Origin of the sequence: Actinophytocola sp., from assembly GCF_036402745.1 — a bacterium.
Lineage (GTDB): Bacteria > Actinomycetota > Actinomycetes > Mycobacteriales > Pseudonocardiaceae > Actinophytocola.
In genome coordinates this window covers 1-18,668 of sequence record NZ_DASWSJ010000206.1, presented here as the reverse complement: position 1 = coordinate 18,668, position 18,668 = coordinate 1, and the positions used below count along the sequence as shown (strand labels likewise).

The following is an 18,668-nucleotide window of genomic DNA, read 5'->3' as shown; positions in this document are numbered from 1 at the left end:
GCCACCCTGGGTCTCCTGGAACTTGAGGAACTGTTGGAACTGTTGGAACTGCTCGAACTGGCGGTACTGCTCCGGATCGGTCGGGCCGGTGGGCTCGGTTGGCACGGGCGGGGGCGGCGCGGGGGCACGTTCGATGTGCTTGCGCTCCGGGTGCTCGTTGTCGGCCACCTCACCATTCTGCCGGTTGGGCCGGGGGCGATTTGGACCGCCGTGCACCGGTCCCGTATTCTTTTCGATGTTCCACCGAAGACCGCTGGTCTCTTCCCAATGAAGATGAAGATCCGTCCGCAGGACGGGTGGCCCGCGCAGGAGGACGAGGTAGGTCCAGGCGCTCACGCGCCAATGATCTTCACGCCCCGTGCCCAGCGCGCCGGGGCGTTTCGTCTTTCCTGGGTTGGGCCCGGCGGTCACCAGCCCAGAGAGGAGGCGAACATGGCGAAGCCCGACAAGGTGGCTGCGGTCGCCGAGATCGCGGACAAGTTCCGCACCAGCTCGGCAGCGGTCGTCACCCAGTACAGCGGCCTCTCCGTGTCGCAGCTCACCACGCTGCGTCGCGCTCTCGGCACCACCGCGTCCTACCGAGTCGCGAAGAACACCCTGGTCAAGCGTGCCGCCGAGAACGCCGGGATCCAGGGCCTCGACGCCCTGTTCACCGGCCCCACCGCCATCGCGTTCGTCGATGGCGAGCCGGTGGACGCGGCCAAGGCGCTGCGTGACTTCGCGAAGGACAACAAGGGCCTGGTCATCAAGGGCGGCTACATGGATGGCCGCCCCCTGTCGGTTGAAGAGGTCGCGCAGATCGCCGACCTGGACAGCCGTGAGGTGCTGCTCGCCAAGCTGGCGGGCGCGATGAAGGGCAACCTCAGCAAGGCAGCCGGCCTGTTCGCCGCGCCCGCCTCGCAGGTCGCCCGCCTGGCCGCGGCCCTGCAGGAAAAGAAGGCGTCCGCCGAGCAAGCGGCTCCCGCCGAGAGCTGAACACCCCCACTCAGGAAAGGAACGCCATCATGGCGAAGCTGAGCACCGACGAGCTGCTCGACGCGTTCAAGGAGATGACCCTCCTCGAGCTGTCCGACTTCGTGAAGCAGTTCGAGGAGACCTTCGAGGTCACCGCGGCTGCCCCGGTCGCCGTGGCCGCCGCCGGCCCGGCCGCCGCCGCCGCTGAGGCGCCGGAGGAGCAGGACGAGTTCGACGTGGTCCTCGAGGCCGCGGGCGAGAAGAAGATCCAGGTCATCAAGGTCGTCCGCGAGGTCGTCTCCGGGCTGGGCCTGAAGGAGGCCAAGGAGCTGGTCGAGGCCGCTCCGAAGCCCGTCCTGGAGAAGGTCGCTAAGGACGCCGCCGAGGCCGCCAAGGAGAAGCTGGAGGCCGCCGGCGCGAAGGTCTCCCTCAAGTGACCTCACGCTGAACGGAACCCGAACGGGGCCGACACCGCCACGGTGCCGGCCCTGTTCACATTTCGGGCAGGAATACCCCGCTTACACCCACGGTGAGTAACTCGGTACCTTCCCGTGCCATGCGGTACTGAACTCGGCAGTAACCCACAAGCGTCACGCTCGTTGCATCTTGAGTACACCGGCGCGGCGGGCGAGGACGGCCGGGGATCAGGACGGCCGGGCACACAAGGAGGTTCGATGGGCGCCGAGGTGGTCGTCGAGGGCCTGACGAAGTCCTTCGGCCGCCAGGTCATCTGGCGGGACGTCACGCTCACGCTGCCGCCGGGCGAGGTCAGCGTGATGCTCGGCCCGTCGGGCACCGGCAAGTCGGTCTTCCTCAAGTCGATGATTGGCCTGCTCAAGCCGGACAAGGGCCGCTGCGAGATCAACGGCGTCGACATCGTCACCTGTTCGGAGCACAAGCTCTACGAGATCCGCAAGCTCTTCGGCGTCCTGTTCCAGGACGGCGCGCTGTTCGGGTCGATGAACCTCTACGACAACGTCGCCTTCCCGCTGCGCGAGCACACCAAGAAGAGCGAGTCCGAGATCCGCCGCATCGTGTTCGAGAAGCTCGACATGACCGGCCTCGCCGGCGCGGAGAAGAAGCTCCCCGGCGAGATCTCCGGCGGCATGCGCAAGCGCGCCGGCCTGGCCCGCGCGCTGGTGCTGGACCCGGAGATCATCCTGTGCGACGAGCCGGACTCCGGCCTCGACCCGGTCCGCACCTCCTACATCTCCCAGCTGCTCATCGACCTGAACGCGCAGATCGACGCCACCATCCTGATCGTCTCGCACAACATCAACCTCGCCCGGACCGTGCCGGACAACATCGGCATGCTGTTCCGCCGCGAGCTCGTGATGTTCGGCCCGCGCGAGGTCCTCCTCACCTCCGAGGAGCCGGTGGTCAAGCAGTTCCTCAACGGCAGCCGCATCGGCCCGATCGGCATGTCGGAGGAGAAGGACCAGGCCACCATGGCCGCCGAGCAGGCGCAGGTCGACGCCGGCCACCACGACGGCAGCACCGACGACGTCAGCGGTGTCGTGCCGCAGATCGAGCCCACCCCGGGCCTGCCGGTGCGCGACGCCGTGCGCCGCCGCAAGGACCGGGTCATGTCGATCATCGGCACCCTCCCCGGCGCGGCGCAGGAGGGCATCGTCGAGTCGCTCACCCAGGCCGAGCGGGACCACTACGGCGTGCGCGCGCACCACATGGCGTCCACGACGGCGTTCCGGCCCAGCCCGCGGCCGCGCAACCAGGAGTGGGCGCCGTCGGAGGGTGACCTCAACACCAGCACCGACGACGTCGCCGACCTACCCAGATCCAGCTGGCGGGCCGACCCGCCGACCGGACCCGGCGGTGGTGCATGACCACACGGACAGCATCGCCGAACTTCCCGGGTGCCGGGGCGTTGCGGGAGACCGGTCGGCTGTTCGCCCTCGCCCTGGACGTCCTGGTCAACATCTTCCGCAGGCCCTTCCAGGTCCGCGAGTTCATCCAGCAGTGCTGGTTCATCGCGAGCGTCACGATCCTGCCGACGGCCCTGGTCGCCATCCCGTTCGGTGCGGTCGTGGCGCTGGAGCTCGGCAGCCTCATCGTCCAGCTCGGCGCGCAGTCGTTCACCGGCGCCGCCGCGGTGCTCGCGATCATCCAGCAGGCCGCGCCGCTGGTCACCGCGCTGATGGTGGCCGGCGCCGGCGGCTCGGCGATCTGCGCCGACCTCGGCGCGCGCACCATCCGCGAGGAGATCGACGCCATGGAGGTCCTCGGCGTCAACCCGATCCAGCGGCTGGTGGTGCCCAGGGTCCTCGCCGCGATGCTCATCGCGGTGCTGCTCAACGGCCTCGTGAGCGTCGTCGGCGTGCTGGGCAGCTACTTCTTCAACGTCGTGCTCCAGGGCGGCACGCCGGGCGCCTACCTCGCGAGCTTCTCGGCTCTCGCGCAGCTGCCCGACCTGTGGATCAGCGAGATCAAGGCGCTGATCTACGGCTTCATCGCCGGCGTCGTGGCCGCCTACCGCGGGCTCAACCCCAAGGGCGGCCCGAAGGGCGTCGGGGACGCGGTCAACCAGTCGGTCGTGATCACGTTCCTGCTGCTGTTCTTCGTCAACTTCGTGCTCACCGCCGTGTACCTCACGATCGTGCCGCAGAAGGGGAGCTGAGCGATGGCCTCCATCGGTGACACGGCCCGCCGGGTGGCGCACGCCCCCCTCGGCTTCCTCGACACGCTCGGCGACCAGCTGTCGTTCTACCTCCGTGCGCTCGCCTGGATCCCGCGCACGCTGCGCCGCTACCTGCGCGAGACCATGCGGATCCTCGCCGAGGTGAGCTTCGGCTCCGGCGCGCTCGCGGTCATCGGCGGCACCATCGGCGTGATGGTCGGCATGACCGTCTTCACCGGCACGGTCGTCGGCCTGCAGGGCTACGCCGCGCTGGACCAGATCGGCACGGCCGCGTTCTCCGGCTTCGCCTCGGCCTACATCAACACCCGCGAGGTGGCGCCGCTGGTGGCCGGGCTGGCGCTGTCGGCCACGGTCGGCGCCGGGTTCACCGCGCAGCTGGGCGCGATGCGGATCTCGGAGGAGATCGACGCGCTCGAGGTGATGGGCGTGCCGAGCCTGCCGTTCCTGGTGACCACCCGGATCATCGCCGGGTTCATCGCGGTGATCCCGCTCTACATCATCGGCCTGCTGTCGAGCTACCTCGCGTCGCGCACGATCACGGTCTACTTCTACGGGCAGTCGGCCGGCACCTACGACCACTACTTCAACCTGTTCCTACCTCCACAGGACGTGTTCTGGTCCTTCGGCAAGGTGCTGATCTTCGCGATCGTGATCATCCTGGTGCACTGCTACTACGGCTACCGGGCCACCGGCGGCCCGGCCGGCGTGGGCGTGGCCGTGGGCCGCTCGGTGCGGACGACGATCGTCACCGCGGCGCTGCTCAACTTCTTCATCGGCTTCGCCATCTGGGGGACCACGGTGACGGTGAGGATCGGCGGATGAGCGCTCGCGGATGGGCAACGGCACGGCGCCGGCTGCTCGGCATCGGGTTCATCGTCGTCGTCGCGGCGCTGGTGAGCCTCTCGATCGCCATGTACAACAAGGCCTTCACACCCGTGGTCCGGGTGTCGCTCAGCACCGACAAGCTCGGCAACCAGCTCCAGGTGCGCGGTGACGTCAAGGTGCGCGGGCTCATCGTCGGCGAGATCCGCAAGATCACCCCGACCGAGCAGGGCTCGGTGCTCGACCTCGCGCTCGACCCGGACAAGGTCGACGTGATCCCGCGCAACGTCTCCGCGCGGTTCATCCCGAAGACGTTGTTCGGCGACCGGTACGTGGCGCTGCAGATCCCGGCCGACGCCGACCCGCAGCACCTCGCGCAGGGCGACAGGATCGAGCAGGACAAGTCGGCGCCCGCGGTGGAGCTGTCCCAGGCGCTCGACCACCTGCTGCCGGTGCTGCAGGCGGTCCAGCCGCAGAAGCTGTCCACCACGCTCACCGCGATCTCCACCGCGCTCGAGGGCCGCGGCAAGGAGCTCGGCGACACGCTGGTCGACCTCGGCAAGCTCGTGGGGGAGATCAACCCGCACGTGCCGCAGCTGACCCACGACCTCAACGCACTGGTCGCGGTCAGCGACACCTACGCCGACGCGATCCCGGACTTCACCGCGGCGCTGTCCGACCTCACCGTCACCTCGCGCACGATCGCCGAGCAGAAGGCCAACCTGCAGGCCCTCTTCGCCGACCTCACCACGTCGAGCCAGAACCTGGAGCAGTTCCTGCGAGCCAACTCCGACAACATCATCCGGCTGTCCGACAGCTCCCGGGGCACCCTGGAGCTGCTCGCGAAGTACTCGCCGTCCTACCCGTGCTTCCTCAAGCAGATGGCCTCGCTCGTCGACGCGGCCGGCCCGGTGTTCGGCGCCGGGACCAACCAGCCCGGCCTGCACGCCACTCTCGAGGTCGTGGTCAACAAGGGCTCGTACGAGCCCGGCAAGGACGACCCGCACTTCAACGAGCACCGCGGCCCGCGCTGCTACGACCCGGCGCAGATGGGCAACCCGTTCCCGGACCAGCCGCCGGACGGCCCGCTGCAGGACGGCAGCTCGCACGGCCCGACCAGCCGCACGGTGCAGGACGGCGTGCTGCCGCCGGCGAACGGCACGACCGGCCCGTCGAGCGCCACCCAGCCGGGCGCGCTCGCCAACTCGCCCGCCGAGCGGGACTTCCTGGCCCAGCTGCTCGCGCCCGGCCTCGGCGTCGCGCCGGGCCAGGTGCCGGCCTGGTCGAGCCTGCTCGTCGGGCCGCTCTACCGCGGGACGGAGGTGACCTTCAAGTGAGCGAGCTTGCAAGCGAACCAAGGTCACAGGGGCACCCGCAGCGGCGCCACCGAGCCTGCGAGGTGGTGTCGTGAGGGGGTTGTTCGCACCGCTGGTGAAGCTGATCGTGTTCACCGTCGTCACGGTCAGCGCCACGGCCGTGCTCGCCATCAGCATCGCCAACATCGACCTGAGCTCGACCAACAGCTACACCGCCCGGTTCTCCGACGCGACCCTGCTGCTGCCCGGCGACGACGTGCGGATCGCCGGCGTGCGGGTCGGCCAGGTCGAGAACGTCGGCATCGTCGACCGCAAGCAGGCCCAGGTCACGTTCTCGGTCAGCGCCAACCGCAAGCTGCCCGCGTCGGTCACCGCGCAGATCAAGTTCCGCAACCTCGTCGGCCAGCGCTACGTGTCGCTCACCGAGGGCACCGGCGGCAACCCGAACGCGGTCCTCGAGTCCGGCGGCAACATCCCGATGGAGCGCACCCGCCCGGCGCTCGACCTCACCGAGCTCTTCAACGGGTTCAAGCCGCTGTTCCGCGCGCTCTCGCCCAACGACGTCAACCAGCTCTCCTACGAGATCATCCAGGTCCTGCAGGGGGAGGGCGGCACGGTCGAGTCGCTGCTCGCCCACACCGCCTCGCTCACCTCGGCGATCGCCGACAAGGACCAGGTCATCGGCCAGGTGATCAACAACCTCAACGGCGCGCTCGACACGATCAACGCCCGCGGCGGCAAGCTCTCCACGCTGATCGTGCAGGTCCAGCAGCTGGTCTCCGGGCTCGCCCAGGACCGCCAGCCGATCGGCGACGCGATCGAGGCGCTCGGCGGCCTCGCCCAGACCACGTCCGGCCTGCTCACCGAGGCCCGCGCGCCGCTCAAGCAGGACATCGCCGCGCTCGGCGGGCTCGTGAACAACCTCAACGACAGCGAGTCGGTGGTGCAGCACTTCATCCAGTTCCTGCCGGAGAAGACCGCCGCGCTCACCCGCACGGTCAGCTACGGCTCGTGGTTCAACTTCTACCTCTGCTCGACGTCGGGCTCGATCGGCATCCCGGGGCTCGTCACCCAGCCGATCAACGTGCCCGTCTCGTCGGCGAACCACGCGAGGTGCACGCGATGAGGTCCTTCCGCTCACGCAACCCCATCCCGATCGGGATCGCCGGCCTCGTCGTGCTCGGCCTCGCGCTCACCGTGGCGATGTTCTCCGACGACCTGCCGATCATCGGCGGCGGCACCAGCTACAGCGCCGAGTTCTCCGAGGCGGCCGGGCTGCAGCCGAACGACGAGGTGCGCATCGCCGGGGTCAAGGTCGGCAAGGTGTCCGACGTGGCGCTGCAGGGCGACCGGGTGGTCGTCACGTTCAAGGTCAAGGACGCCTGGGTCGGCGACAAGACCTCGGCCGCCATCAAGATCAAGACCTTGCTGGGCCAGAAGTACCTGGCGCTCGAGCCCGACGGCCGCGACGTGCTCGACCCGGCGCAGCGCATCCCGCGCGACCGCACCACCGCGCCGTATGACGTGCTCGAGGCGTTCCGCGGGCTGGCCGACACCACCAACCAGATCGACACCGTGCAGCTCGCGCAGAGCTTCGAGGTCATCGCCAACACGTTCGCCGACACCCCGAAGGACGTGAAGGGCGCGCTCACCGGCCTGCAGGCGCTGTCGAAGACGGTCTCCTCGCGCGACGACCAGCTCGCCCAACTGCTCGACAACACCAAACAGATCAGCCAGACCCTCGCCGACCGCGACCGCGAGGTGGTCAAGCTCCTCCAGGACGGCAACCTGCTGCTGGCCGAGGTCAGCAAGCGCCGCGAGGCGATCAGCACGCTGCTCACCGGCACCCAGGCCCTCGCCAAGGAGCTCAAGGGCCTCGTCGACGACAACAACAAGCAGCTGACGCCGGTGCTCACCAGCCTCGACCAGCTCACCGGCATGCTGGCGCGCAACCAGAAGGCGCTCGGCGATGGCATCAAGAACATGGCGCCGTTCGTCCGGCTGTTCAACAACGCGGTCGGCAACGGCCGCTGGTTCGACAACTACATCTGCGGCCTGCTGCCGCCGCCGGTCGGGCCGATGAACGAAGAGGGCTGTCTGGGGAAGAAGCCATGACCACTGCCTCCTCCCGGCTCGGCCGTGACCTCGCCCGCGGCGTCACCATCGCGATCGTCGCGGCGCTGGTCGTCGCGATCGCCCTGTGGTGGGTGCTGGTCGACGCCAACCAGCGCCGCTACAGCGCCGTGTTCACCGGCGTCGTCGGCCTCTACGAGAGCAACGACGTGCGGGTGCTCGGCGTGAAGGTGGGCCACGTCGACACGGTCCAGCCCCAGGGCGACGTCGTGCGGGTCGACATGCTGGTCGACCGCTCGGTGAAGATCCCGGCCAACGCCAAGGCCGTCATCATCGCGCCGTCGCTGGTCAGCGACCGGTACGTGCAGTTCACCCCGGCCTATACCACCGGCCCGGTGATGGCCGAGGGCGCCGTGCTGTCCCGTGAGCGCACCGCCACCCCGCTCGAGGTCGACGACCTCTACGCGAGCCTCAACCGGGTCAGCACCACGCTCGGGCCCAACGGCGCCAACAAGAACGGCGCGCTGTCCGACCTGCTGAACACGCTCGCCAACAACGCCAAGGGCAACGGCCAGGCGCTCAACGAGACGATCACCCAGCTGTCCCAGTTCGCCAAGACGATCTCCGGCCACGACGAGGACCTGTTCGCCACGGTCGACAACCTGCAGCGGTTCACCGGCGCGCTCGCCGCCAGCGACGACCAGGTCAACCAGTTCAGCCAGCAGGCCGCCGACGTCAGCAGGTTCCTCGCCGGCGAGCGCGGCGACCTGGCCGCCGCGGTGCAGCAGCTCGGCGTCGCGCTCGGCGCGGTGCAGCAGTTCATCAACGACAACCGGGCCAAGATCAAGTCCAATGTGGACAAACTGGCGTCGGTCACCCAGGTGCTGGTCGACCAGCGGGCCGCGCTGTCCGAGGTGCTCGACATCGCCCCGGTGGCGCTGTCCAACATCATCAACAGCTACAACGGCTCCTCCGGCACGCTCGACGCCCGCTCGAACCTCAACGAGCTGGCCCAGCCGCCGATCGTGACCTTGTGCAACCTGGTCCGCCAGGGCACCCCGAACAACCTGCCCCAGGTGCTCGCCGACGCCTGCGACGGCCTCGCGCCGGTGGTCCAGGGCCTGGTGCCGCTGCCGACGCCGGCCGAGGTGCTCACCGCGCTGCAGTCGGGCAAGCTCCCGCCGGTCCCGCTGCCGCTCGCCAACATGTACGGCTCGCAGGGGGGTGGCAACTGATGCGCAGGCTCGTGCTCGCCGCCGTGCTGGCCGCCGCCGTGGGTGCGTCCGCGGCGCTCACCGGCTGCAGCTCCTTCACCGGCATCTACGACATCCCGCTGCCCGGCGGCGCGGACCTCGGCGACCACCCGTTCACGGTCAAGGCCCGGTTCAAGGACGTGCTCGACCTCGTGCCGCAGTCCGGCGTGAAGGTCAACGAGGTCCCGGTCGGCCGGGTCGAGGACATCCAGCTCGCGCCGGACGGCTGGACCGCCGAGGTCACCATGCGGGTCAACGGCGACGTCGGCCTGCCGGCCAACGCGCTCGCGATGCTGCGCCAGTCGAGCCTGCTCGGCGAGAAGTACGTCGAGCTGTCCCCGCCGCCGCCGAACGAGGCCAGCGGCAAGCTCGCCGACGGCGCGCTGATCCCGATCGAGCGCACCAACCGCAACACCGACATCGAAGAGGTGCTCGGCGCGCTGTCGATGCTGCTCAACGGCGGTGGCATCGAGCAGCTGCAGAACATCGCCCAGGAGATGAACGCGGCGCTCTCGGGCAACGAGGCCGACATCCGCAACACCCTCGACAACGTCGACACCCTGGTGTCCACATTGGACGCGAGCAAGTCCGACATCACCCGGGCCATCGACGGGGTCAACCGGCTCGCCGGCACCCTCAACAACGAGCGCGACCGGCTCGCCGGCGCCATCGACAGCCTCGGCCCCGGCCTGCAGGTGCTCATCGACCAGCGCACCCAGCTGGTGACGATGCTCCAGAGCCTGCAGTCGCTGTCCGACGTCGCGGTCGGCACCATCCACGCGAGCCAGGAGGACCTGGTGGCCGACCTCAAGGCGCTCACCCCGGCGCTGCGGAAGCTGGGCGAGGCGGGCGCGGACCTGCCGAAGGCGCTGGAGCTGCTGTTCACCATCCCGTTCACCGACGAGGCGGTCCACGGTGTGCAGGGCGACTACTTCAACCTGTACCTGAAGATCGACCTGAACCTGAAGGACATCCTCGACAACCTGTCCCGCAGCCGGAACAACCCGCTGCAGGACGTCCCGATCGTCGGTGACCTGACCGGCGGCAAGAACGGCGCCGGCGGCCAGCAGCTGCCGATCCCGATCCTCGGCGGCACCCCGTCCGGCAGCCCGCAGGCCGGTGGCGGGGGACTGGCGGGCATCCTCGACGGCATCCTGGGTGGTGGTGGCTGATGCTCACCAGGCGAGTACGGCTGCAGCTGGTCGCGTTCGTGGTCATCGCGGTCGTCGCGGTGGTGTACGCGGCGTTCCGGTTCACCGACCTCGGCAAGGTGTTCGGCGCCGACGGCTACACGGTCCGGATGAACCTCGAGGACTCCGGCGGCATCTTCACCAACGCCGAGGTCACCTACCGCGGGTTCAACGTGGGCCGGGTCGGCCAGCTCCGGCTCACCGAGCAGGGCGTGCAGGTCGACCTCAACATCGCCCCGGACGCCCCGGACATCCCCGAGGACCTCGACGCGGTGGTGGCCAACCGGTCCGCGGTCGGCGAGCAGTACGTCGACCTGCGGCCGCGGGCGGGCTCGGGCCCGTACCTGTCCGGGTCCTCGACCATCCCGGCCGATCGGACCAGGATCCCGGTGGCCACCGACGCGGTGATCCGCGACCTGGACAGCCTGGCCAGCTCGGTGCCCACCGAGTCGCTGCGCACGCTGGTCGACGAGCTGGACAAGGCGTTCGCCGGCACCGGCGGCGACCTACAGGTGCTGCTCGACAGCACGTCCAACTTCACCGCCGCGGCCACCGAGCACCTGCCGCAGACGATCGCGCTGATCAACGACGGCGGCACCGTGCTCGACACCCAGGCCGCGCAGTCGGACAACATCAAGTCCTTCGCCGGCGACCTGAACCTGCTGGCCGCGCAGCTGAAGAACTCCGACCCGGACCTGCGCAGGCTGATCCAGGCCACCCCGCAGGCGGCCACCGCGGTGACCGACCTGCTCCGCGAGTCCGGCCCGGGCCTGTCCGTGCTGTTCGCGAACCTGCTGACCACCTCGGACATCATCGGCGCACGCAAGGACGGGCTCGAGTACGCCCTCGTGTCCTACCCGCTGTTCAGCGCGGCCGGGCAGGGCCTGCTGGGCGCCGACCCGGGGCAGGCGCACCTCGGCCTGGTGCTCAACCTGTTCAACCCGCCGCCCTGCACCAAGGGCTACGAGCAGACCCCGCGGCGCAACGGCACCGACACCGCACCGCCGAACAACCCAACCCCGGCCAACACCTACTGCGCGGAGCCCCCGGGCAGCCCGGTCAACGTGCGTGGCTCGGCCAACGTCCCCTACGGCGGCCGGCCCGCGGACCAGAGCCAGCCCGATCCCGGCGCCGGCACCGGCGGAGGAGGCGGTGGCCAGGCGCAGCAGGGCCTGGCACCGGGTAGCGTGCCCGGCACGCTGACCCAGCCGGGAACGAGCAGCCAGCCCAGCCTGGCGGCCCTGCTCGGGTTGCCCGGCTGACCGCCCTACCCTGGAGAGTCATGACATCCGCCGACAGCGACACCGGCCGTGACGTCACCGACGACGCCGACGACGCGACCGACGACCTCGTGCCCGACCCCGTCCTCGACGAGGCCGTCGAGCCCGCGCCCGCCGAGCCGGGCGGGCCACGCTCGAACCTGCCGGTCATCGCGCTGTCCGCGGCGGTCGCGCTGCTGGTCGCGGCGGCGACGGTCGCGGTGTGGTTCGGCATCTCCTGGATGCGTGCGTCGGGCGACGACGGCCTCGCCTACTCCGGCACCCGCGACGAGGTCGACCGGGTGGCGCGGGCCGCGATCGTCACGATGAACACGCTGGACTACCGCAAGCTCGACCAGGGGCTCGGCAACTGGGCCGACGCCACCACCGGCACCCTGCACGACGAGATCGTCAAGCTCACCGCCCAGAACAAGCAGCAGCTCAAGGACGCGAAGTCGGTCACGTCCGCGGAGGTGCGGTCCTCGGCGGTCAAGGAGCTCGACGACCGGGCCGGCAAGGCCACCGTGATCGCCGCGATCAAGGCCACGGTCTCGACCGGCGGCAAGAAGGCGGTCGACAAGTACCAGCGGATCGAGGCCACGCTGGCCAAGACCGACACCGGTTGGAAGCTCGAGGGCCTGGGCGAGGTGGCCTACGTGCAGCCTCGGCCCGGCAAGTAGCCCCCGGCCAGCAGCCCGGCCAGCCAGTCCCGGCCGGCAACGAAAGGACCCGAGCAGTGCCACCGTCTCGCCGCCGCCCGCCCCCCACGCCGGGGCAGGTGCCGCCGGTCCGCCGCCCGCGGGTCGCCGGCCTGCGCAACCGGCCGGCCACCTCGCGGGACGAGGACGACCCCCAGCGCGAGTCCGTGTCCGGCGTGCTCGACCTCCCCGACGCCGAGCCCGGGCCCGCCGACGACCTGACCGAGGACGAGGCGCCACCCCGCCGGGCGGGCAGCGCCCGGCGGGCCCGCAGGGCGGCCGCCGAGGCCGCCGCGGCCGAGCCCACCGTCGCGGCGTCCGGCACGATCGGCGCCACCGGCCCGGTGACCGACGAGGAGCCGTCCGGCGCTCGCGGCCGCCACTCCCGCCGCGCCGCCGCCCAGGTCCACATCGACGACACCGACACCGGTGACGTCGAGGACGCCGACGACGACCTGGCCGGCGAGCGGCCCACCCCGAGCCGCCGTCCGGCCGGCAAGCGGCGGGCCACCGGCACCGCCCGCCCGGCCGACCTCGGCGCGGCCGAGGCCGGCGCGCGCACCGGCAAGGCCTACCCGGCCCGGCTCGCCGACGCCCCGCGCCGCCGCGGCGCCACCCAGCTCTCGGTGGCGGTCGTGCTGGCCGTGGTCGCCGTCGTGCTCGTGGGCCTCGCCATCTGGTTCCGCGGCGAGGCGAGCGACCTGCGCAGCGGCGACGCCAACACCGCGCTCACCGACTCGGCCACCTCCAGCCAGGTCCTCGGCCAGCTCAAGTCCGCCATCGAGGAGACGTTCAGCTACAACTACACCGATCTCGGCGCCACCCAGAAGGCCGTCGACGCCACCCTCACCGGCAAGGCGCGCTGCGAGTACGACCAGCTGTTCGGCCAGGTCAAGGAGCTGGCGCCGAAGCAGAAGATCATCATGGCCACCGCCGTCCGGGACATCGCGCTCGTCCGCCTCGACGGCGACCGGGCCGAGGCGCTCGTGTTCATCGACCAGAGCTCCACCCGGGTCGACGTGAACAACTCGGTGGCCGGCGAGGCCCAGTTCGGCGTGCTGGCCAAGCGCTCGGGCGACCACTGGAAGCTCACCGAGTTCAACATGTTCGACCAGCACCTCGTGAACGGCCAGCCCGCACCCACGTGCTGACACGCACCGAGACACCGCCACCACTCTCCGTACCTGCGTCAACGCCGCCGACGAGGCTGTGGTTGACTGCCGTGCCACCGCGCGAGGCGTGAGCGAGACCGCCTGAACTTCCGCTGACGTCCGGGCTGAAAGCCGGTGAGATCCTGGCGCGGCATCTTGACTGAGGGACGCCGCCGGGTCACGCTATTCAGCAAGCACGCCTTCGGCGGGAGGACGGTTGACAGCGGGCCTAGACAGTCGCCGACTTTACGGCTAGACTGCCCCTTTGCGCTGCCCACTTTCGCATGCCCTAGACTGTTGGGCACGACCGCACCCCTGACCAGCATCGTTACAGTTGCTAACGAGGCTGCTCGACCGCACATAGTCCTGGAAGGACGCATCTTGGCAGTCTCCCGCGCGACCAAGGCCACTGCTGCGACCAACTCCACCGTGTCGAACTCTGGTATCCCAGGCGCTCCGCTGCGGGTCTCCTTCGCGAAGATCCGCGAGCCGCTGGGCACGCCCAACCTGCTCGACCTGCAGATCCAGTCGTTTCAGTGGTTCACCGGTGACGCGGCGTGGTTTCAGCGCCGTGTCGACGCCGGTGACGAGAACCCGGTCGGTGGCCTCGAAGAGGTCCTGAACGAGATCTCACCCATCGAGGATTTCTCCGGCTCGATGTCCCTCTCCTTCTCCGACCCGCGCTTCGACGAGGTCAAGGCCTCCGTCGAGGAGTGCAAGGACAAGGACATGACCTACGCGGCGCCGCTGTTCGTCACCGCCGAGTTCACCAACCACAGCACTGGCGAGATCAAGAGCCAGACCGTGTTCATGGGTGACTTCCCGGTGATGACGGACAAGGGCACGTTCATCATCAACGGCACCGAGCGTGTCGTCGTGTCCCAGCTGGTCCGTTCGCCGGGCGTGTACTTCGACACGAACGTCGACAAGACCACGGACAAGGACGTGTTCAGCGTCAAGGTCATCCCCAGCCGCGGCGCGTGGCTGGAGTTCGACGTGGACAAGCGCGACACCGTCGGCGTCCGCATCGACCGCAAGCGCCGCCAGCCCGTCACCGTGCTGCTCAAGGCCCTCGGCTGGAGCACCGAGCAGATCCGCGAGCGGTTCCACTTCTCCGAGACGCTCATCGCGACCCTCGAGAAGGACCACACGGCCGGCACGGACGAGGCGCTGCTCGACATCTACCGCAAGCTGCGCCCGGGCGAGCCGCCGACCAAGGAGTCCGCGCAGACCCTGCTGGAGAACCTGTTCTTCAAGGACAAGCGCTACGACCTGGCCAAGGTGGGCCGCTACAAGGTCAACAAGAAGCTGGGCCTCACCGCGCCCAGCGACGTCGGCGTCCTCACCGAGGACGACATCGTCACCACGATCGAGTACCTGGTGCGCCTGCACGCGGGCGAGACCTCGATGACGATCGAGGGCAACGAGGTGCCGGTCGAGGTCGACGACATCGACCACTTCGGCAACCGCCGCCTGCGCACCGTGGGCGAGCTGATCCAGAACCAGATCCGGGTCGGCCTGTCCCGCATGGAGCGCGTGGTCCGCGAGCGGATGACCACCCAGGACGTCGAGGCCATCACGCCGCAGACGCTGATCAACATCCGCCCCGTGGTGGCCGCGATCAAGGAGTTCTTCGGCACCTCGCAGCTGTCGCAGTTCATGGACCAGACCAACCCGGTCGCGGGTCTCACCCACAAGCGCCGCCTGTCGGCGCTGGGCCCCGGTGGTCTGTCGCGTGAGCGCGCCGGCATGGAGGTCCGCGACGTCCACCACAGCCACTACGGCCGGATGTGCCCGATCGAGACCCCGGAAGGCCCGAACATCGGCCTCATCGGGTCGCTGTCGAGCTACGCCCGGGTCAACCCGTTCGGCTTCATCGAGACGCCGTACCGCAAGGTCATCGAGGGTCAGGTCACCGACCAGATCGACTACCTGACCGCCGACGAGGAGGACCGGCACGTCATCGCGCAGGCCAACGCGCCGCTCGACGAGCTGGGCCACTTCGCCGAGGACCGCGTCCTCGTCCGCAAGAAGGGCGGCGAGGTCGAGTTCATCGAGCCGTTCGACGTGGACTACATGGACGTCTCGCCGCGGCAGATGGTCTCCGTCGCCACCGCGATGATCCCGTTCCTCGAGCACGACGCCGCCAACCGTGCCCTCATGGGCGCGAACATGCAGCGCCAGGCCGTCCCGCTGCTGCGCAGCGAGTCGCCGCTCGTGGGCACCGGCACCGAGCTGCGTGCCGCGGTCGACGCCGGTGACGTCGTGGTGGCCGAGAAGGACGGTGTGGTCGAGGAGCTCTCCGCCGACTTCATCACCGTCATGGCCGACGACGGCAGCCGCCGGACCTACGGGCTGCACAAGTTCCGCCGGTCCAACCAGGGCACCTGCGTCAACCAGCGGCCGATCATCTCCGAGGGCGACCGGGTCCTGGCCGGCCAGGTCGTCGCCGACGGGCCGTGCACCGAAGACGGTGAGATGGCGCTCGGCAAGAACCTGCTCGTGGCGATCATGCCGTGGGAGGGCCACAACTACGAGGACGCCATCGTCATCTCGCAGCGGCTCATCCAGGACGACGTGCTCACCTCGATCCACATCGAGGAGCACGAGATCGACGCCCGCGACACCAAGCTCGGTGCCGAGGAGATCACCCGGGACATCCCGAACGTCTCCGAGGAGGTCCTCGCGGACCTCGACGAGCGCGGCATCATCCGCATCGGTGCCGAGGTCGGCGACGGCGACATCCTGGTCGGCAAGGTCACCCCGAAGGGCGAGACCGAGCTCACGCCCGAGGAGCGCCTGCTCCGCGCGATCTTCGGCGAGAAGGCGCGCGAGGTGCGCGACACCTCGCTGAAGGTGCCGCACGGCGAGACCGGCAAGGTCATCGGCATCCGGGTGTTCTCCCGCGAGGACGAGGACGAGCTGCCCCCGGGCGTCAACGAGCTGGTCCGGGTCTACGTGGCGCAGAAGCGCAAGATCCAGGACGGCGACAAGCTCGCCGGCCGGCACGGCAACAAGGGCGTCATCGGCAAGGTGCTGCCCGCCGAGGACATGCCGTTCCTCCCGGACGGCACCCCGGTCGACGTCGTGCTGAACACGCACGGTGTGCCGCGACGCATGAACATCGGCCAGGTGCTCGAGCTGCACCTGGGTTGGCTGGCCTCGCAGGGCTGGAAGGTCGAGGGCAACCCGGAGTGGGCGAAGAAGCTCCCCGAGGAGCTCTACGACGTCGCGCCGGGCACCAACACGGCCACGCCGGTGTTCGACGGTGCCAAGGAGGACGAGATCACGGGCCTGCTCGGCTCGACGCTCCCCAACCGGGACGGCGAGCGGATGGTCGGCGAGGACGGCAAGGCGGTGCTGCTCGACGGGCGCTCCGGCGACCCGTTCCCGTTCCCGGTGGCGGTCGGCTACATGTACATCCTGAAGCTGCACCACCTGGTGGACGACAAGATCCACGCCCGGTCCACCGGCCCGTACTCGATGATCACCCAGCAGCCGCTCGGTGGTAAGGCCCAGTTCGGTGGCCAGCGCTTCGGTGAGATGGAGTGCTGGGCCATGCAGGCCTACGGCGCCGCGTACACGCTGCAGGAGCTGCTCACGATCAAGTCCGACGACGTGCTCGGCCGGGTGAAGGTCTACGAGGCCATCGTCAAGGGCGAGAACATCCCGGAGCCGGGCATCCCGGAGTCGTTCAAGGTGCTGCTCAAGGAGCTGCAGTCGCTGTGCCTCAACGTGGAGGTGCTCTCCAGCGACGGTGCCGCGATCGAGATGCGTGACGGGGACGACGAGGACCTCGAGCGCGCGGCCGCCAACCTCGGCATCAACCTGTCCCGCAATGAGTCGCCGTCTGTTGACGACGTCGTGAACTAACCCTCGCCGGCGCGGGTGCGGCACCACTGGATGCCGCACCCGTAGCCAGGCCAGATCCCCACATAAGGCTTCACACGAACAAAAGGGGAAGACCCGACGTGCTGGACGTCAACTTCTTCGACGAGCTCCGCATCGGCCTTGCGACCGCAGACGACATTCGCCAGTGGTCCTTCGGCGAGGTGAAGAAGCCCGAAACCATCAACTACCGCACCCTCAAGCCGGAGAAGGACGGGCTCTTCTGCGAGAAGATCTTCGGTCCCACCCGGGACTGGGAGTGCTACTGCGGCAAGTACAAGCGCGTGCGCTTCAAGGGCATCATCTGTGAGCGCTGTGGCGTCGAGGTCACGCGCGCCAAGGTGCGTCGTGAGCGCATGGGCCACATCGAGCTGGCCGCTCCCGTCACCCACATCTGGTACTTCAAGGGCGTGCCGTCGCGGCTGGGCTACCTGCTCGACCTCGCCCCGAAGGACCTCGAGAAGATCATCTACTTCGCGGCGTACGTGATCACGACCGTGAACCCCGAGCTGCGGCACAACGACCTCGCCACGCTCGAGAGCGAGATCGGGGTCGAGCGCAAGCAGGTCGAGAACCGGCGCGACGCCGACATCGAGGCGCGTGCGCAGAAGCTCGAGACCGACCTCGCGGCCCTGGAGGCGGAAGGCGCCAAGAGCGACGTCCGCCGCAAGGTCAAGGAGGGCGGCGAGCGCGAGATGCGCCAGCTCCGCGACCGGGCCCAGCGTGAGCTGGACCGGCTCGACGAGATCTGGAGCACCTTCACCAAGCTCGAGCCCAAGCAGCTGATCGCGGACGAGGTGCTCTACCGCGAGCTCATCGACCGCTACGGCGACTACTTCACCGGCTCCATGGGTGCCGAGGCCATCCAGAAGCTGGCGGCCGACTTCGACGTCGATGCCGAGGCCGACAACCTGCGCGACACCATCCGCAACGGCAAGGGGCAGAAGAAGCTCCGCGCGCTGAAGCGGCTCAAGGTCGTGGCCGCGTTCTCGCACACCAGCAACTCGCCGATGGGCATGGTGCTCGACTGCATCCCGGTCATCCCGCCGGACCTGCGGCCGATGGTTCAGCTCGACGGTGGCCGGTTCGCCACCTCCGACCTGAACGACCTGTACCGCCGCGTGATCAACCGGAACAACCGGCTCAAGCGGCTCATCGACCTCGGTGCGCCCGAGATCATCGTCAACAACGAGAAGCGGATGCTGCAGGAGGCCGTCGACGCGCTGTTCGACAACGGCCGCCGCGGGCGTCCGGTCACCGGTCCGGGCAACCGGCCGCTGAAGTCGCTGTCCGACCTGCTCAAGGGCAAGCAGGGCCGGTTCCGGCAGAACCTGCTGGGCAAGCGCGTCGACTACTCCGGCCGTTCGGTCATCGTGGTCGGCCCGCAGCTCAAGCTGCACCAGTGCGG

14 protein-coding genes and 2 pseudogenes are annotated in these 18,668 nt (G+C 69.4%); 15 read left to right on the top strand and 1 reads right to left on the bottom strand.

Translation table 11 applies throughout. The features are described 5' to 3' along the window. Positions 1-336: pseudogene (locus VGD70_RS19760) on the bottom strand (hypothetical protein); the annotation flags it as partial. Positions 337-432: 96 nt separating this feature from the next. Here VGD70_RS19760 and rplJ point away from each other — a divergent pair. The 15 genes and pseudogenes from rplJ to VGD70_RS19685 form a co-directional block, all read left to right on the top strand. Continuing rightward, positions 433-975 (top strand): 50S ribosomal protein L10, encoded by a 543-nt coding sequence (gene rplJ, locus VGD70_RS19755; RefSeq protein WP_331083387.1) that lies wholly within the window; start codon positions 433-435, stop codon positions 973-975. 29 nt (positions 976-1,004) lie between these two features. Beyond that, positions 1,005-1,391, top strand: coding sequence for a 50S ribosomal protein L7/L12 (gene rplL, locus VGD70_RS19750; RefSeq protein WP_331083385.1), 387 nt, complete (start codon positions 1,005-1,007; stop codon positions 1,389-1,391). A gap of 237 nt (positions 1,392-1,628) precedes the next feature. Beyond that, positions 1,629-2,798 carry an ABC transporter ATP-binding protein gene (locus tag VGD70_RS19745; protein ID WP_331083383.1) on the top strand — a complete coding sequence of 390 codons (1,170 nt, stop codon included), beginning with the start codon at positions 1,629-1,631 and terminating at the stop codon, positions 2,796-2,798. Continuing rightward, positions 2,795-3,589: an ABC transporter permease gene (locus tag VGD70_RS19740; RefSeq protein WP_331083381.1), complete on the top strand. Its 795-nt coding sequence runs from the start codon at positions 2,795-2,797 to the stop codon at positions 3,587-3,589. The genes VGD70_RS19745 and VGD70_RS19740 overlap by 4 nt, the downstream gene beginning before the upstream one ends. Positions 3,590-3,592: 3 nt before the next feature. Continuing rightward, a complete protein-coding gene (locus tag VGD70_RS19735; protein ID WP_331083379.1) occupies positions 3,593-4,432 on the top strand; it encodes an ABC transporter permease in 840 nt (279 codons plus the stop codon). Next, complete coding sequence (locus tag VGD70_RS19730; RefSeq protein WP_331083377.1) at positions 4,429-5,769, top strand: MCE family protein; 1,341 nt, start codon at positions 4,429-4,431, stop codon at positions 5,767-5,769. Before VGD70_RS19735 ends, VGD70_RS19730 begins: the two co-directional genes overlap by 4 nt. Positions 5,770-5,839: 70 nt before the next feature. Beyond that, a complete protein-coding gene (locus VGD70_RS19725) occupies positions 5,840-6,874 on the top strand; it encodes an MCE family protein (protein ID WP_331083375.1) in 1,035 nt (344 codons plus the stop codon). Then, positions 6,871-7,863, top strand: a complete 993-nt coding sequence (locus VGD70_RS19720) for an MCE family protein (RefSeq protein ID WP_331083373.1) — start codon at positions 6,871-6,873, stop codon at positions 7,861-7,863. Before VGD70_RS19725 ends, VGD70_RS19720 begins: the two co-directional genes overlap by 4 nt. After that, entirely contained in the window at positions 7,860-9,056 is a 1,197-nt protein-coding gene (locus tag VGD70_RS19715; protein WP_331083371.1) for an MCE family protein, read from the top strand. Before VGD70_RS19720 ends, VGD70_RS19715 begins: the two co-directional genes overlap by 4 nt. Then, positions 9,056-10,246, top strand: coding sequence for an MCE family protein (locus VGD70_RS19710; RefSeq protein WP_331083369.1), 1,191 nt, complete (start codon positions 9,056-9,058; stop codon positions 10,244-10,246). The genes VGD70_RS19715 and VGD70_RS19710 overlap by 1 nt, the downstream gene beginning before the upstream one ends. Continuing rightward, the gene (locus VGD70_RS19705) at positions 10,246-11,526 is read left to right on the top strand and encodes an MCE family protein (RefSeq protein ID WP_331083367.1); all 1,281 of its coding nucleotides are present in this window, start codon (positions 10,246-10,248) and stop codon (positions 11,524-11,526) included. The genes VGD70_RS19710 and VGD70_RS19705 overlap by 1 nt, the downstream gene beginning before the upstream one ends. Positions 11,527-11,546: 20 nt before the next feature. Then, positions 11,547-12,203, top strand: coding sequence for a hypothetical protein (locus VGD70_RS19700; protein ID WP_331083365.1), 657 nt, complete (start codon positions 11,547-11,549; stop codon positions 12,201-12,203). A gap of 56 nt (positions 12,204-12,259) precedes the next feature. Then, entirely contained in the window at positions 12,260-13,372 is a 1,113-nt protein-coding gene (locus VGD70_RS19695) for a hypothetical protein (protein WP_331083363.1), read from the top strand. A gap of 381 nt (positions 13,373-13,753) precedes the next feature. Beyond that, positions 13,754-17,245 (top strand): DNA-directed RNA polymerase subunit beta, encoded by a 3,492-nt coding sequence (gene rpoB, locus VGD70_RS19690; RefSeq protein ID WP_331083361.1) that lies wholly within the window; start codon positions 13,754-13,756, stop codon positions 17,243-17,245. A 98-nt stretch (positions 17,246-17,343) separates the two neighbouring features. Continuing rightward, positions 17,344-18,668, top strand: a pseudogene (locus VGD70_RS19685) (DNA-directed RNA polymerase subunit beta'); the annotation flags it as partial.

What these genes read in the sequence shown, in the direction of transcription:
- rplJ (WP_331083387.1), top strand. Translation starts at nt 433, where the DNA reads ATGGCGAAGCCCGACAAGGTGGCTGCGGTCGCCGAGATCGCGGACAAG.
- rplL (WP_331083385.1), top strand. Translation starts at nt 1,005, where the DNA reads ATGGCGAAGCTGAGCACCGACGAGCTGCTCGACGCGTTCAAGGAGATG.
- VGD70_RS19745 (WP_331083383.1), top strand. Translation starts at nt 1,629, where the DNA reads ATGGGCGCCGAGGTGGTCGTCGAGGGCCTGACGAAGTCCTTCGGCCGC.
- VGD70_RS19740 (WP_331083381.1), top strand. Translation starts at nt 2,795, where the DNA reads ATGACCACACGGACAGCATCGCCGAACTTCCCGGGTGCCGGGGCGTTG.
- VGD70_RS19735 (WP_331083379.1), top strand. Translation starts at nt 3,593, where the DNA reads ATGGCCTCCATCGGTGACACGGCCCGCCGGGTGGCGCACGCCCCCCTC.
- VGD70_RS19730 (WP_331083377.1), top strand. Translation starts at nt 4,429, where the DNA reads ATGAGCGCTCGCGGATGGGCAACGGCACGGCGCCGGCTGCTCGGCATC.
- VGD70_RS19720 (WP_331083373.1), top strand. Translation starts at nt 6,871, where the DNA reads ATGAGGTCCTTCCGCTCACGCAACCCCATCCCGATCGGGATCGCCGGC.
- VGD70_RS19715 (WP_331083371.1), top strand. Translation starts at nt 7,860, where the DNA reads ATGACCACTGCCTCCTCCCGGCTCGGCCGTGACCTCGCCCGCGGCGTC.
- VGD70_RS19710 (WP_331083369.1), top strand. Translation starts at nt 9,056, where the DNA reads ATGCGCAGGCTCGTGCTCGCCGCCGTGCTGGCCGCCGCCGTGGGTGCG.
- VGD70_RS19705 (WP_331083367.1), top strand. Translation starts at nt 10,246, where the DNA reads ATGCTCACCAGGCGAGTACGGCTGCAGCTGGTCGCGTTCGTGGTCATC.
- VGD70_RS19700 (WP_331083365.1), top strand. Translation starts at nt 11,547, where the DNA reads ATGACATCCGCCGACAGCGACACCGGCCGTGACGTCACCGACGACGCC.